Source organism: Flagellimonas maritima (assembly GCF_003269425.1).
GTDB lineage: Bacteria > Bacteroidota > Bacteroidia > Flavobacteriales > Flavobacteriaceae > Flagellimonas > Flagellimonas maritima.
This window is the reverse complement of record NZ_CP030104.1, coordinates 2,255,524-2,270,081: the sequence shown is the minus strand read 5'-3', so window position 1 is coordinate 2,270,081 and position 14,558 is coordinate 2,255,524. Positions and strand designations below refer to the sequence as shown.

At 39.2% G+C, this 14,558-nt stretch carries 12 protein-coding genes; 3 read left to right on the top strand and 9 right to left on the bottom strand.

The window, feature by feature from the left end:
* Positions 1-29: 29 nt before the first annotated feature.
* The 3 genes from HME9304_RS10075 to HME9304_RS10065 form a co-directional block, all read right to left on the bottom strand.
* Positions 30-1,307, bottom strand: coding sequence for a metal-dependent hydrolase family protein (locus HME9304_RS10075; protein ID WP_112378474.1), 1,278 nt, complete (start codon positions 1,305-1,307; stop codon positions 30-32).
* A gap of 197 nt (positions 1,308-1,504) precedes the next feature.
* Positions 1,505-2,521, bottom strand: coding sequence for a UDP-glucose 4-epimerase GalE (gene galE, locus HME9304_RS10070; RefSeq protein WP_112378473.1), 1,017 nt, complete (start codon positions 2,519-2,521; stop codon positions 1,505-1,507).
* Between the two features lies 1 nt (position 2,522).
* A complete protein-coding gene (locus HME9304_RS10065) occupies positions 2,523-3,677 on the bottom strand; it encodes a DegT/DnrJ/EryC1/StrS family aminotransferase (protein WP_112378472.1) in 1,155 nt (384 codons plus the stop codon).
* Between the two features lie 164 nt (positions 3,678-3,841).
* Between HME9304_RS10065 and HME9304_RS10060 the strand changes: the two genes are divergently transcribed.
* A complete protein-coding gene (locus HME9304_RS10060) occupies positions 3,842-5,002 on the top strand; it encodes a 3-deoxy-D-manno-octulosonic acid transferase (protein ID WP_313789970.1) in 1,161 nt (386 codons plus the stop codon).
* Positions 5,003-5,034: 32 nt separating this feature from the next.
* Positions 5,035-6,393: a sugar porter family MFS transporter gene (locus HME9304_RS10055; protein WP_112378471.1), complete on the top strand. Its 1,359-nt coding sequence runs from the start codon at positions 5,035-5,037 to the stop codon at positions 6,391-6,393.
* A gap of 291 nt (positions 6,394-6,684) precedes the next feature.
* On the opposite strand, the gene HME9304_RS10050 is transcribed toward HME9304_RS10055, so the two are convergent.
* The 6 genes from HME9304_RS10050 to HME9304_RS10025 all read right to left on the bottom strand — a co-directional run bounded on the left by HME9304_RS10050 (position 6,685) and on the right by HME9304_RS10025 (position 13,380).
* Positions 6,685-7,311 (bottom strand): hypothetical protein, encoded by a 627-nt coding sequence (locus tag HME9304_RS10050; protein WP_112378470.1) that lies wholly within the window; start codon positions 7,309-7,311, stop codon positions 6,685-6,687.
* 40 nt (positions 7,312-7,351) lie between these two features.
* On the bottom strand, positions 7,352-7,654 hold the full coding sequence (locus HME9304_RS10045) for an HPF/RaiA family ribosome-associated protein (protein ID WP_112378469.1): 303 nt from the start codon (positions 7,652-7,654) through the stop codon (positions 7,352-7,354).
* Positions 7,655-7,744: 90 nt separating this feature from the next.
* Positions 7,745-9,061, bottom strand: a complete 1,317-nt coding sequence (locus HME9304_RS10040) for an ATP-dependent 6-phosphofructokinase (protein WP_112378468.1) — start codon at positions 9,059-9,061, stop codon at positions 7,745-7,747.
* Between the two features lie 13 nt (positions 9,062-9,074).
* Positions 9,075-10,703 (bottom strand): phosphoenolpyruvate carboxykinase (ATP), encoded by a 1,629-nt coding sequence (gene pckA, locus HME9304_RS10035; RefSeq protein ID WP_112378467.1) that lies wholly within the window; start codon positions 10,701-10,703, stop codon positions 9,075-9,077.
* Positions 10,704-10,727: 24 nt separating this feature from the next.
* Complete coding sequence (locus tag HME9304_RS10030; protein WP_112378466.1) at positions 10,728-12,566, bottom strand: SLC13 family permease; 1,839 nt, start codon at positions 12,564-12,566, stop codon at positions 10,728-10,730.
* Positions 12,567-12,588: 22 nt separating this feature from the next.
* Positions 12,589-13,380 carry a universal stress protein gene (locus tag HME9304_RS10025; RefSeq protein ID WP_112378465.1) on the bottom strand — a complete coding sequence of 264 codons (792 nt, stop codon included), beginning with the start codon at positions 13,378-13,380 and terminating at the stop codon, positions 12,589-12,591.
* A 191-nt stretch (positions 13,381-13,571) separates the two neighbouring features.
* Here HME9304_RS10025 and HME9304_RS10020 point away from each other — a divergent pair, with 191 nt between their 5' ends.
* Entirely contained in the window at positions 13,572-14,531 is a 960-nt protein-coding gene (locus HME9304_RS10020) for an ROK family protein (protein WP_112378464.1), read from the top strand.
* Positions 14,532-14,558: the final 27 nt, after the last annotated feature.

Sequence of the window (14,558 nt, the reverse complement as noted above, 5' to 3'; positions counted from 1 at the left end):
TGGCTTAAGGATCAATATTCTAAAGACCCCTATTCAGATTTGAATATCTTTCCTTCTTTCATTACAAAAGTTACGTTTTCCAAGGTTTTGACATTCTCTTCGGGATTTTCTTCCACAGCAATAATATCCGCAATAAACCCTTCTTTTAATTGTCCCAATGAATCACTCATTCCCAAAAGTTCTGCGTTGGTAATCGTTGCTGATTCAATCGCTTTCATTACCGGCATTCCCGCTTCTACCATATAACCGAATTCCCTTGCATTTTCACCATGTGGAAAAACCCCGGCATCCGTCCCAAAAGCGATTGGAACTCCTTTTTTGTAAGCCCTGCGGAACATTCCCTGTATTTTGGGACCAATATCGCTCGCTTTCTTGGCAACTACTTCTGGGAAATATCCTGGAATCTTGGCTTTTTCCGTAACCTGTTTGCCCGCAGTAATGGTAGGAACTAGAAATGATTTGTATTGAATCATTAAATCCATGGTTTCCTCACTCATTAAAGTGCCATGCTCTATTGTCTTTATTCCTCCTTTGATTGCACGCTGCATCCCTTCGTCCCCGTGGGCATGTGCAGCGGTCAACATTCCGTAATCCCTTGCCGTATCTGTAATCGCTTTGATCTCTTCAATGGTAAATTGTGGATTTTGGCCACTCTTTGCCACACTCAAAACTCCTCCTGTTGCCGTTATTTTGATTACATCGGCACCATCTTTATAACGCTGTCTGACCGCTTTTTTTCCATCTTCGGGAGAATTGACCACTCCATCTTTTGGTCCTGGATCACCCATATCGGTCATTTTCATTCCATTGGTCGGGTCTGCATGTCCGCCCGTGGTGCCAATTGCTTTTCCGGCAGTAAAGATTCTTGGGCCTACCACAGTCCCTTTGTTGATAGCTTTCCTCAATGCAATGTTCACGCCACTGCCACCCAAATCACGTACAGTGGTAAAACCTGCCATCAACGTATTTTTGGCATATACCGTAGATTGAAACGCCACATCTGCATCATTTAAAGTAAATCTTTCAATATAGGATTGTGGACTGGACTGCCCTTCAATATGTACGTGCATATCTATGAAACCAGGCAGAACTGTCTTGTTTTTTAAATCAATAACAGTAGCTTCGGTGCCTCCGGATTGATATCCATTTTGGATTGATTTAATGCTATTTCCAGAAATGATAATTGTTTTTTCGGAGGATATTTTACCTGATTTTACATCCACTATGTTTCCACAGTGCAAGTAAGTTTCTTGGGCAAAAAGTAACGATGTAAAGAGCGAGATTGATACAAAAAGAATTTTTTTCATTTTTGAGTTAGTTGATTATGCTTCTAAAATAAGCATAGATTACATTTCTACCACAAGAAATTCATCAACTTTGTGTTATAAAAAAGAAAGAGGATGCCAATATGGAATAAAAATGGACCTATCTAAGCTCGCAATAAAAATTCTAAATTTTGAAATAAAAGAATCCCTTACAAGTCAGGGCTTATGACTGTAAAATTTTAGTCCCTGATCTTTTGTTCCCAATCCCACGCGGATTTCATGGAATCATCCAAACTGGACTTTGCTTTCCAACCCAGTACATCATTTGCCTTTTCGGTATCTGCATACGCTTGCACAACATCCCCAGGGCGCCTTTCAACCACTTTATAATTTAATTTTTTACCGGATACACGCTCAAAGCTTTGAATCACTTCCAGTACTGAACTGCCTTTACCCGTTCCTAGATTAAAAACCTCATAATTTGAATCGTTCTTTTGGTCAAGCAAGCGTTGCAAAGCTGCTACATGGGCCTTGGCCAAATCGACTACGTGGATATAATCCCGAACACAGGTGCCATCTTCTGTTGGGTAATCATCCCCAAATACTGAAAGCTGTTCCCGTAATCCTATACCTGTTTGCGTAATGAAAGGAACAAGATTTTGTGGTACACCTATGGGCAATTCTCCAATTTTAATGCTGGAGTGCGCTCCTATTGGATTAAAATAGCGAAGTGCAATAGCGTTCAGTTGTGAATTAACTTTGCAGGTATCGCTAATTATTTCTTCACCCACTTGTTTTGTATTTCCGTAAGGGGATTCAGCTGGTTTAACCGGTGCGCTTTCGGTAATGGGCATGGTATCTGCTTGCCCATAGACTGTACAGGAAGAACTGAAAATAAAACTGGCCCTTTCTTTTTTTACAAGCTCTTGCAAAATATAAACCAACACTCCAAGATTGTTTTCATAGTACAGTAATGGTTTTTCTACACTTTCCCCTACCGCTTTTGAAGCCGCGAAGTGAATTATTCCGCCAATATCATTATATTTTTCGAAGAATGCTTCAACTTTGGATTTGTCACGTAAATCCATTTTCTCAAAGATGGGTTTTTTTCCAGTTATGGCTTCTATACCCTCCAGCACCTTTTCATCAGCGTTGGAAAGATTATCGATAATCACCACTTCAAAACCTTCATTCTGAAGTTCAACGACGGTATGCGAACCTATAAATCCCAACCCACCTGTAACTACTATTTTCATGCTAATTGTTTACGAAATCAATTATTGTTTTAGTAATAAATTCAATCTGTTCATCATCCAACTCAGTGTGCATGGGAAGCGATATGACCTCTTTGACCAGTTGATTGGTAATTGGGAAATCAGCCTCATTATAACGGTCATCCACATAAGCCTTCTGCTTGTGCAACGGTATAGGATAATATACCCCACAAGGAACGTTTTGGTCATTTAGATGTTGTACCAAATCGTCTCTTTTGCCATTTAAAATTCTTAAGGTATATTGATGAAATACATGACAATCACAGGTATCGCATATTCCATTGCAACCATTTACGGTCTTTGGAACAATAATGTCCGGGTTGTCTTTAAAGGCCATTGAGTATTTTCTAGCTGCATTTCTTCGCTTTTCATTATAAACGTCAAGATTAGGTAATTTAGCTCTCAATACCGCTGCTTGAATGGAATCCAATCGTGAATTGACTCCAATCACGTCATGATGGTAACGTTTGTACATGCCATGGTTTACCATTCCCCGTATTGTATGGGCGAGGTCGCCATCATTTGTAAAAATAGCCCCTCCATCCCCATAACAACCCAAATTTTTTGATGGGAAAAAAGAAGTTGATGCCACATGGCCAATGGTTCCTGCTTTTTGTTTTTTGCCATCTTTAAAGGTATGTGTTGCACCTATGGCCTGTGCATTGTCTTCGATTACATAAAGGCCATGTTTATCTGCCAATTCTATAATGGCGTCCATATTGGCACATTGCCCAAATAGATGTACGGGTACAATAGCCTTCGTTTTTGGAGTTATCGCTTTTTCAATGGCTTTTGGATCAATATTAAAAGTATCAGGTTCAACATCCACCAAAACTGGCGTAAGATTCAATAAAGCAATTACCTCTACGGTTGCTGCAAAGGTGAAATCTGCCGTGATTACCTCATCACCAGGCTGCAATCCGAGCCCCATCATACAAATTTGGAGTGCATCCGTTCCATTTGCACATGGTATGACATGCTCAACATTCAAATACGCTTCCAGTTCATTTTGAAAAGCATGTACTTGTGGACCGTTTATAAATGCTGAAGAATCCAAAACCTCTGCTATGGAGACATCCACGTTATTTTTTATACCCTCATATTGACCTTTAAGGTCAACCATCTGTATTTTTTTCATGCATTTGAATTATGGCCTAAAATTAAGAAATTAACGCACCACAACAACCTATTGATGAAAGAATGTATTTTAGCGGAAATATGACGCTTGTGCGATTTGTTTACAACATTTTAATTTCGCTTTCTTGGATCGTTTTAAAGGTAATTGCACTTTTTAACTCCAAAATGAGATTATTCGTTTTGGGAAGAAAAGGAGTTTTTCAAAAAATTGAAGCGAAAATTAGTGATGGGGACAAGCTTATTTGGATGCACGTTGCATCATTGGGGGAGTATGAACAGGGACTCCCTATTTTGGAACGAATAAAACTGGATCATCCCCTATATAAAATTGTGCTCACCTTTTTTTCACCATCTGGATATGAAGTAAAAAAAGACACTCCCATTGCTGACATCGTTGTGTATTTACCAATGGATACCATCTCAAATGCAAAAAAATTTCTAGATATCATCAAGCCTGAGCTGGTCATTTTTGTAAAATATGAGATTTGGCCAAACTATCTTCATGAACTAAGAGATAGAAATATTCCAACATTTTTGGTCTCGGCAATTTTTTCGAAAAGACAAGTCTTTTTTAAGTCTTATGGTAGTTTTATGAGAAACAGTCTTCGATCCTTTTCACATTTTTTTGTTCAAAATGAAAATTCAAAGGAACTCCTAGCTTCAATCGGCCATAAAAATGTAACTGTTAGTGGGGACACTCGTTTTGATCGAGTATCCAAAATTTTGAATCAGGACAACGGATTGGATTTTATGGATGACTTTAAAAAGGGAAATTTCTGTTTGGTTGCCGGCAGTACCTGGCCTGAAGATGAAGAGATTATCATCGACTTTATCAATACTGCCAATACATTATCAAAATACATCATAGCCCCTCATAAAATCAATGAAACTCATATTAATAAAATACAATCGGGTATCCTCAAAAAATCAATCCGTTTTTCTAAAATAACGAAAGAAAAACTCTCGGATTACAAGGTCATCATCATCGATACTATAGGCCTTTTGACCAAAATTTATGCCTACGCAGATTTTGCCTATGTGGGCGGAGCTTTTGCAACAGGTCTCCATAACACTTTGGAGCCGGCAGTTTTTGGAATCCCTGTCACAATTGGTCCAAACTATCATGGCTTCAAGGAAGCGGAAGATCTAATTGACCAAAAAGGAATTTATGTAATTAAAAATAAGCTTGAATTTACGGAGTTAATGACGCGCTTTATCAATGATGATAATTTTAGGAAAAAGACAGGTGCTATAAATTCAAATTATATTGCTAAAAATGTTGGAGCTACCAAACAGATCCTAAATCATATTGATGATATTCTGTGATTTTTAACTAGTTTTAAAAAATCAACCTTTACATGAACAATCGTATTTTTAAAATTTCCCTCACCGCTGCCCTTGCCGGTTTTTTGTTTGGATTTGATACAGTAGTGATTTCCGGAGCCAACTTACCTATTAAAGAGCTTTGGGATACTTCTCCATTGTTTCATGGGGTTTTTATAATGAGCATGGCTTTATGGGGAACCGTTTTAGGTTCGCTGTTCGGTGGTATTCCTTGTGACAGATTGGGAAGAAAAAAAACATTGGTATGGATTGGAATTTTGTATTTTGCTTCTGCTTTGGGGTCGGCCATTGCCCATGATCCTTATCTTTTTTCATTTTTTAGATTTATTGGCGGGGTTGGAGTTGGCGCATCATCCGTAGCGGCACCGATATATATCTCTGAAATTTCCACTCCGGATAACCGTGGTAAGTTAGGCGCCATGTATCAGTTCAATATAGTTTTTGGAATTTTCATCGCTTTTATATCCAACTATTTATTGCAAGGATTTGGTGGTGCAAATGATTGGCGGTGGATGCTTGGTGTAGAAGCAATTCCTGCATTGGGCTACACGCTTATGGTTTTGGGAATTCCAAACAGTCCAAGATGGCTGATGATGAAACAGCAAGACGAAAATGGAGCCCTTAAGACTTTGGAATATATCTCCACTAAGGAATTAGCTGCCAAAAGGTTACATGAAATCAAAGAAGCCATTGGACAGAGTATATCCAAAGAGAGCCTATTTTCAGGCAAGTACAACAAACAATTGCTCTTGGCTTTTTTCATTGCATTTTTCAATCAACTTTCTGGAATAAATTTTATACTTTATTATGCTCCCGAAATTTTGGAACGTGCGGGATTAGCTGCCAAAGAATCGCTTTTTAGTTCTATTTCCATAGGTATTGTCAATCTGATTTTTACTTTGGTCGGTATTAGACTGATCGATCGTTTGGGTCGAAAACAGCTCATGAAAATAGGCTCGTTGGGCTACATCATAAGTTTGGTGACAGTAGGATGGTGTTTTTACAGCAATGCCAGTTCAACAGTGCTGCTTACGTTTATTTTAGTTTTTATTGCCTCGCATGCAATTGGCCAAGGTGCGGTTATTTGGGTATTTATTTCTGAAATATTCCCGAACAAAGTACGGGCATATGGACAATCTTGGGGTACGGGGACCCATTGGGTCTTTGCGGCTGTGATTACATTGATTACACCTATCTTTTTAGATGTGGAAAACGGAATCTTTAAAGACAATCCCTGGCCTATTTTTATATTCTTTGCTTTTATGATGATACTCCAATTATTATGGGTAATGTTGGTAATGCCCGAAACCAAAGGAATAAGCTTGGAGGAGCTGGGGCAAAAACTTAGCTCAAAAGGTTCTAAAATCAGCTAAAAATCCATACAGGATATGCTAAAAACCTGTCCGTTAATCGAATATCGACTTGAAATATTGGATTGATAAATGAATATTTCCGTACATTGAAAGAAATTACACAACTATGACTAATGAAGTTTCTTTTGGAAATAAACTGTTGGTTGGCTTTCTAAGACTAATGGTATTTGTGCTCGTACTTATTTTAATTGCAATACCGGTTTGTATACTGCTTGATTTTCTTGGAATTTTATCCTAGCCATAATTCATCCAAGAAATAGTTTTTCAACTAAAAGTCTTGATTTCTCAATTTTAAAAAATAACATCCTGTTCGTGCATGGCATCAGCTATTCTTTTGATATAGGAATCGATAGTTTTTTCAACTTTTACAGGCTCCATAATTTCTAGGTTCCCCCTCCAAATAAGTTCTCTTTCCTTATCTACGCAGATACAGTATAATGATGTTTCCGCAGTATAGATATTGAATGTTTTATGGTATTCAGAATCATAGTAAATGTCTTGATGCTCTAAATAATCTGAACTGAAGCGGGTATACATATCATTGAACCTGTTCATTCTTTCCTTAAAGGTTCTTCTATTTTCTGTACCGATGACCTTAGTAAAAAGTATTGCATCAAAACCTTTATCCAAAAGTTGCTCCTCTACTTCGGAAAGTTCTTCTTCAGATTTTTCAGATGATGTGAACTCCACATCAAAAAGGTCTAAACTCCGTACTGCCTCAACGCCTTTTTCTTCCAACTTTTCCACCAACCTTGTCTCAAATTCCGTTCGTACATTAACATCTTGAGCCATGCCGACTACAAGAACCTTGTAAGCATCAAACAAAACAATTTCGGGGCTTTTCCATGTACTAACAAGCTTTGTAGAAGAGCATCCCGCTAAAAGCAACAAACAAAGAACTAAAATTTGAGGTCTCATTGGAATACGTTTTATATGTTTATAACAGAATATCCAGCATCTAGTGCCTAATAAATACACCTTGCCTCTTTTCAAGTTGTTTGTTAAGCTCATTGATGGTATCAGCCATTGATTTTTCAAAGTTATCGGTTTTGGATTTTGCAAAAAGACGGGGCCCTGGAGCGCTCAATTCAATTTCGCATATGTTGCTCTGTGCCCCCGTTCTGTCGTTCTCCAACTTAAAGAGAACATTGGCCTTGATGACCCAGCTATATCTTTCGCCTATCTTATCAAGCTTTTTGAGCAAAATTTTGTTCAAGGACTCACTGGCTTTCATTTTTTGATATTGAATATTTACAACCATAACAAGTTATTTTTTTGATGCATATCAAAGCTAAAAACTTGTCATATGTAAAAACATGACATCTGTCAGTATCTAAAAATGGAAACGCTATTATTTTATTGAAAATGGTTGGCCCGTACTCTGAAGTACCGAAAACCAAAACTCACTTTCCAAATCTATTTTCTTTCGTTTTTTTGTTACTTCCACTATTGGCGCATATACGAACCTATTATTTACAGTGCTCACCACAAATTTGGTCTTGCCCGCCATTGCCCCATGTACGGCGTGGTATGCCAATCTACTACAATATACACTGTCACTGGAGTTTGCTGGAGCGCTCCTGATGATATAACTAGGGTCGATATATTTTATGGTCACTGGAAAATCGTCAAAGTGTTCCTCTATCTTATGCTTTAAAAATAAGCCTATATCATCGTGTTTTATGTTTCCTGAAGCATCTTTGATTACATTTTTATTTTTGAACAGATGTTGGCCTGCACCTTCTGCCACAACAATTACAGCATGTTTCTTTCGATCCAGTCTACGTCTCAAGACTTCTAAAAAGCCATTTTCACCTTCCAGTTGAAAATCCATTTCAGGAATCAGAACAAAATTGACTACTGGCATTGCCAGAGCTGCGGAGGCAGCTATAAATCCACTGTCCCTCCCCATGAGCTTTACTATGGAAATTCCATTATAAGCTCCCGCTGCTTCATTGTGGGCATCCCTCAAAATAGGGCTGGCTACATCAAAAGCAGTTTCAAAACCGAAAGATTCGTCGATTAAATCAATGTCATTGTCAATTGTTTTTGGAATCCCGACCACGCTGATTTTTTCATTTCTTCTATTGATTTCCTCTCCAATTGCGTTAACACCTTTTAAAGTACCGTCCCCGCCAATGGCAAACAACATGTCTATTTTGTTGTTAACGAGAGTGTCCACCATTTTAGAAACGTCTTGACCTCCTCTTGACGAGCCAAGAAAAGTTCCTCCAAATTGATGGATATCCTTAACTTTTTCTGGACTCAGTTCAATAAACCCATGACCAATATCCGGGTTCAGGCCTTCATAACCGTATGGAATGCCTATTACTCTTTTTATTCCATAAAAGTAGTGGAGTGCCATGACCACACCTCTTATCACATTATTGATACCAGGACACAGACCCCCACAAGTAACTATGGCTGCCGTGGTCTTCCCTGGGTCAAAAAATACGTCTTGACGCGGCCCTGCCTTCTCAAGACATTGCGGTGTCTCTCCTGTTGAAAGGCAATGGTTGTAATTCTCGACCGATAAGTCAAAAACCAGTTTATCTTTCTCTTTTATAAAACTAAAAATATTATCTCCCCTTACAGTGCTTAACTGTAGGGGAGATTTAAATTCTGGAGTACCTAGACTTTCTATCTGGAACTTGACGTTTCTATTCACGTTTTTGTATTAATTAAAAATGTTCGTCCAAACTATGGTGCGAATCAATCAGTGGCCCTCCGTTTAGGATTTCCTCAGAAGCTTCGCTTGCAAATTTATCAAAGTTGATGTGAAATGAATGCGCCAATTGAATGGCTTTGCTAACATATGCCCCTTTTTGCAACCAAGTATTCATTGGATCCAATATTTCTGTTGGGACACCAGGGCAATATTTAGGCATATACAATCCAAACACTGGATGTGCATCAAAATCAACATCTTCCAATTTACCTTCCAAAGCTGCAGATATCATTGCTCTTGTGTATTTCAACTTTATTCTTGATCCCACTCCGTAAGGGCCTCCGCTCCATCCTGTATTGATCAACCATACATTAACTCCTGCATCTTGCATTTTTTTGCTTAACATCTCAGCATAGACGGTAGGGTGCAACGGCATAAAAGGCTCTCCAAAACATGCTGAAAAAGAGGGTACGGGCTCATTTATTCCAGCTTCTGTACCGGCAACCTTGGCAGTATATCCAGAGATAAAGTGATATGCAGCTTGACCTGGCGTTAATTTAGACACTGGAGGCAGAACTCCAAAGGCATCACATGTTAAGAAAAAGATATTTTTCGGATTCGATGCATAGGAAGGTGTTTGAATATTATCAATGTGGTCTATGGGATAGCTTACCCTGGTATTTTGGGTTATAGAACTATCAAAATAATCCACTTCTTTAGTTCCTTCCTTAAAAACCACATTTTCCAATAATGCCCCCGGTCTGATCGCCCTATAAATGTCCGGCTCTTTTTCTTCGGTAAGGTCGATGACCTTTGCGTAGCAACCTCCTTCAAAATTAAAGATGATATTTTCAGCAGTCCAGCCATGCTCATCGTCACCGATCAATTTTCTGTCCGGATCTGCGGACAAAGTAGTTTTACCAGTACCTGACAGTCCAAAGAAAATTGCTGTATCCCCATCTTCACCAACATTGGCAGAACAGTGCATCGGCAAAACGTTTTTGTCTACGGGGAGTATGAGGTTCAATGCGGAAAAAATTCCTTTCTTCATCTCTCCTGGATATTCTGACCCGCCGACCAAGGCAACCTTACGGGTAAAGTTGAGGATGGAAAAATTTCCTGCAATAATTCCAAAATCTTCAGGGTTTGGAGCTTCGTAGCCAGGAGCGCACAGCACCAACCATTCCTCGTCAAAATCTTTTAATTCTTCCTCAGAAAGTCTCAAGAACATATTCTTGATAAAATAGTTGGACCACGGAAACTCGGTAACCGTGCGAACGTTCATGGTATAATCTGGATGGGCACAAACGGCGGCATCCCTAGCATAAATCTCTTTGTTCGATAAATATTTGGCTACTTCATCATAAAGCTTGTCAAAATTCTCAGGAGAGATGGGTTTGTTGATCCTGCCCCACCATATTCTATCTTTTGTATAATCATCTTTTACCAAAAAACGATCTTTGGGTGAGCGTCCCGTAAATTTACCCGTGTTTATGGACAGTGTTCCATTTTCAGTTTCAACACCCATTCCTTTTTCAACGGTAATACGCTGTAAGGTTTCGGCATCCAAATTCCAATGTACCGTATCTGACTTGATACCGTATTTCTCTAAATCTTTTCGGTGTTCCATAGTTTCGTTCATAAATATTGATTTTAATAAATTGTTCTAAAAGCTCCAAATCAATGGCACCAGTACTATTGTAGCAATAAAAAACAATAGTAATAGTGGCCCACCGACTCTTACGTAATCTAAAAATGTATAACCGCCAGCGGATAAAACCATGGCGTTGGTGGTCGTGCCCACAGGGGTCAAAAATGCCGTTGATGCACTTATGGCCACTGTTATCAAATATGGCTTTGGCGAAACACCCAAGGATGTTGCAGCCAATAAAGCTATCGGAGCCATCAATACTGCCGTAGCTGAATTGTTTATTGTTTGGCTAAATGCAGTTGTCAGCAGAAAAATGCCTGCCAAAAGCGCGGTCGGGTGTATGCTTCCCAAAATATCTACCAATCCATTGGCAGCCATCTCGGCCACCCCGGTTTTCTGCAAAGCGGTACCCATAGGTATCATCGCGGCAATCATTACAACACTGGTCCAACTTATGCCTTTGTATGCTTTTGATATTGGCACACAGCGGGTCAATAGCATAATTCCTGCACAAATCAATGCAGCTATGGCACCCGGAAATACCTTAAATACCAATAACAGTATCATTAAAACAAGTGTTCCCATAGCTATATAACTTCTTGTACTTAATGTTGCTACATTTTTGGACAAAGCTTCAGGACTACCTGAAATCACTACATTTTCATAAAGTGATTTTAAATTTTCAATATTTTCCCACGGTCCCCTGATTACGAAACCATCACCTGCCTCTATCTTGATCTTACCGGCTAGCGGGCGATTGTTTCTTGAAGCGGCCAACAGCTGTACTCCCGCACGTTTCAAATAATTGCCCAAGTTGATTACCCTGCCCACAAAAACTGAATTTGGCGTTATCAACATTTCCGCCATACCCACCTCTTGGTTGATCAATTCGTTTTTTAATGTGTCTTTCTCAGCTTTGGTCGGAATTATCCCTAGGCTGAACTTCAACACTAACTTATCCACATCCTCAGGTGTACCTTTTACAGTAATAATATCATGGTAACGCATCTCGGTATTTGGTTCGGGAAGCTCCACAAATTGAGGTACACTTTGCTTTAAAGGACTTGGATGCCTGCGTTTTAAGCGCATTACAGCTATTTGGTAGTCTAATTCAAAGTTCCAATCACCGATTTTGGTATTAATTAGGGGCGACATGGAACGTATGCGCAATCTGTAAAGGTTGTCACCGATACTATAGCTTGAAATCCATTTGTGCATTTCCGCATCAATATCTGCAGGCCTTTCATTGGTCTGCCGCTTGGGCAATAATCGGTATCCCAGATACCTGAAATAAATGATGGCGATTATCAATAGTGGCAAGCCTATCAATCCAAATTCAAAGAATGAGAATCCTTCAAGATTATTTTCGACCAAAGTATTGCTGGCGATGATGTTGGGAGGCGTACCCGTTAGAGTCAACAGACCCCCTGTATTTGAGCCAAAGGCTACCGGCATCAATAGCTTTGATGGTAGCGTACCTGCGCTCCAAGCTGCCGATACCGTAACCGGCAATAATGCAGCAACCGTTCCCGTATTGCTTACAAATCCTGAAAGCACACTTGCGCCCAAAGTGACTATGACCAATAATTTTGGAACACTTTTGCCCGCCCAACTTACAAATCTCTGACCTGCGAGTGCGGTCCAACCTGTTCTGGAGAGACCTTCACCAATAATAAAAAGAGCGGCAATCATAATTACTGTCGTATTGCTGAATCCACTCAGGGTTTCCGTAACATCGAGTATACCTGTCAAGTACAGAATGAGCATTGACATTAGTGCTACCACATCTGGTGGAAATTTTCCCCAGACGAAAAGAATAATTGTAATACTTAGTATTACGAGTAGTGTTACCATAGTTTTTTTGTTGAAACTGACATCAGTCTAAGGTCAAGACCGGAATTTCTGAATGCAAAGTCAACAATTTTGTCAAGCGCCCTTCAGAAGGGGTACTTTGTTTTGTATGGTTCCTGGGCAATATTGCCAGAAGATCTATATTTTTTTTTGTAATGTAATCCAAGATCCCTTCCTCAATATCTTGATTTTTACTAAAGGCATGTTCCTCATAAAAATGTTCCAAATAATATTCGAGTAGATTTTCGTTGCTATCAACAACAGATTCTTCTGCGTAGACGGATTCTTTATAAATTGTCAATACATGAACTCTTGAATTAAAGGTTCGAGCAATATCCAAAAGGGTTCGCAATACTTCCCTATCATCTATTTTCTCGTTGCCCATGACCAAGGCTATGTCTTTGGGTTCTTCGCTTTCATAACCAAATGGAACGGATATCATGGGACAATTGGCTTCCAAGGCAAGCCTGGATGTATTGGTTATGGCCTCATCGGTACTCTTATCGCCCATGGTACCCATTACTATTATATTAGATCCCTGTGCCATCTGAACATCAAGAATCTTTTTTATCATCTCGCCCTTTTCCGTCATGAATGATGGAGCATTTTTTACTTTCTTTTTGAATGATTTCAAGACTTTGGAAAAATCGTTTCGCAACCTGTCTTCCTCAGATTCTGTAATTGAAACAGAAGCTACGTATAGTGCAAGAATATCCACTGCCCTATTTGGGCCCACAAAGCTCACCGTATATTCCAATGCATTGACCGAGGCCTCTGAAAAATCAAAAGGGATTAAAATTTTTTTAATTATACTCATACCTGAAAAATTTAGTGATCAAATTCTTAGGTAAAATTATGGCTGGACAGTGACCTAAAACATGACAGAAATCAGGTTTTGAAATTTTAGTTCATTAAACTTTGTTTTATCATTTATTTCCAAGGACATTGGCCATAATTATGCATTCATTATTATTATCTTTAAAAACGACATTGAAACACTTCATTGAAATGGATATAGTAATAGGAATAGATATTGGGGGCACCAAAACCAAAATTGGATTGGTAGACAAAAATGGGAAATGTCACGTAAAGACTTTTTTCAGAACCAAGGAGTTCCCCAATCTTGATGATTATTTGGACAACATCAAAAAAACAGCTGACGATCTTGTTAAAAGTTTAGATAAAAAAGTAAATGTTTTGGGGTGTGGAATTGGTGCTCCAAATGCTTCCAGCAAAAATGGAACTATTGAAAATGCAAGTAACCTGCTATGGAAGGGCAGTGTTCCCATTCTTGAAAAATTAAAGGAGCGGATGCCCATGCCCATGCGCATAATGAACGATGCAAGTGCCGCGGCATTGGGCGAAATGCTCTTTGGCAGAGGTAGAAACATGACCGATTTTATAGTTATCACCTTGGGCACGGGCTTTGGAGCAGGCATAGTCGCCAATGGGCAGCTCATAGATGGTTATGATGGTTTTGCAGGAGAGTTGGGTCATGTTGATATGACCATTGGTGATGGCAGATTGACAGGTTTGGGAGTACGCGGAGGGTTGGAGGCCTATGTTTCCGCGACGGGGTTGAAACGGACTATAATGTATATGCTGAGCAAATATATGGTGGATAGCAGATTTAAGGACGTTGCTTACAATAATCTTCATGGGGAGGACATTACAAAAGCTGCAGAAGAAGGAGACATCATTGCTCAAAAAGCTTTTGACTATACTGCCAAAATAATGGCGCTGGCATTGGCAAATTTTACGGCATTCACACAGCCTGAAGCTTTCATTCTGATGGGCGGACTCACCAATAGCGGAAAGTGGATAAAAGAGCCCTTGGAAAAATATTTCAACGATTATTTGCTAGAGGTATATAAAGGAAAGGTTAAATTATTGGAATCCGGCATGGATGGTAAAACAGCTGCTATTTGTGGCGCAGCTGCTTTAATATGGGAGATTGAAATAGTCTAGTAGGATTTTTTAAAAAATATTCCAACA

Bases quoted from the DNA above. Each gene is read 5' to 3' on its own strand.
- HME9304_RS10075 (WP_112378474.1), bottom strand. From the start codon at position 1,307: ATGAAAAAAATTCTTTTTGTATCAATCTCGCTCTTTACATCGTTACTT.
- galE (WP_112378473.1), bottom strand. From the start codon at position 2,521: ATGAAAATAGTAGTTACAGGTGGGTTGGGATTTATAGGTTCGCATACC.
- HME9304_RS10065 (WP_112378472.1), bottom strand. From the start codon at position 3,677: ATGAAAAAAATACAGATGGTTGACCTTAAAGGTCAATATGAGGGTATA.
- HME9304_RS10060 (WP_313789970.1), top strand. From the start codon at position 3,842: ATGAGATTATTCGTTTTGGGAAGAAAAGGAGTTTTTCAAAAAATTGAA.
- HME9304_RS10055 (WP_112378471.1), top strand. From the start codon at position 5,035: ATGAACAATCGTATTTTTAAAATTTCCCTCACCGCTGCCCTTGCCGGT.
- HME9304_RS10050 (WP_112378470.1), bottom strand. From the start codon at position 7,311: ATGAGACCTCAAATTTTAGTTCTTTGTTTGTTGCTTTTAGCGGGATGC.
- HME9304_RS10045 (WP_112378469.1), bottom strand. From the start codon at position 7,654: ATGGTTGTAAATATTCAATATCAAAAAATGAAAGCCAGTGAGTCCTTG.
- pckA (WP_112378467.1), bottom strand. From the start codon at position 10,703: ATGAACGAAACTATGGAACACCGAAAAGATTTAGAGAAATACGGTATC.
- HME9304_RS10030 (WP_112378466.1), bottom strand. From the start codon at position 12,566: ATGGTAACACTACTCGTAATACTAAGTATTACAATTATTCTTTTCGTC.
- HME9304_RS10025 (WP_112378465.1), bottom strand. From the start codon at position 13,380: ATGAGTATAATTAAAAAAATTTTAATCCCTTTTGATTTTTCAGAGGCC.
- HME9304_RS10020 (WP_112378464.1), top strand. From the start codon at position 13,572: ATGGATATAGTAATAGGAATAGATATTGGGGGCACCAAAACCAAAATT.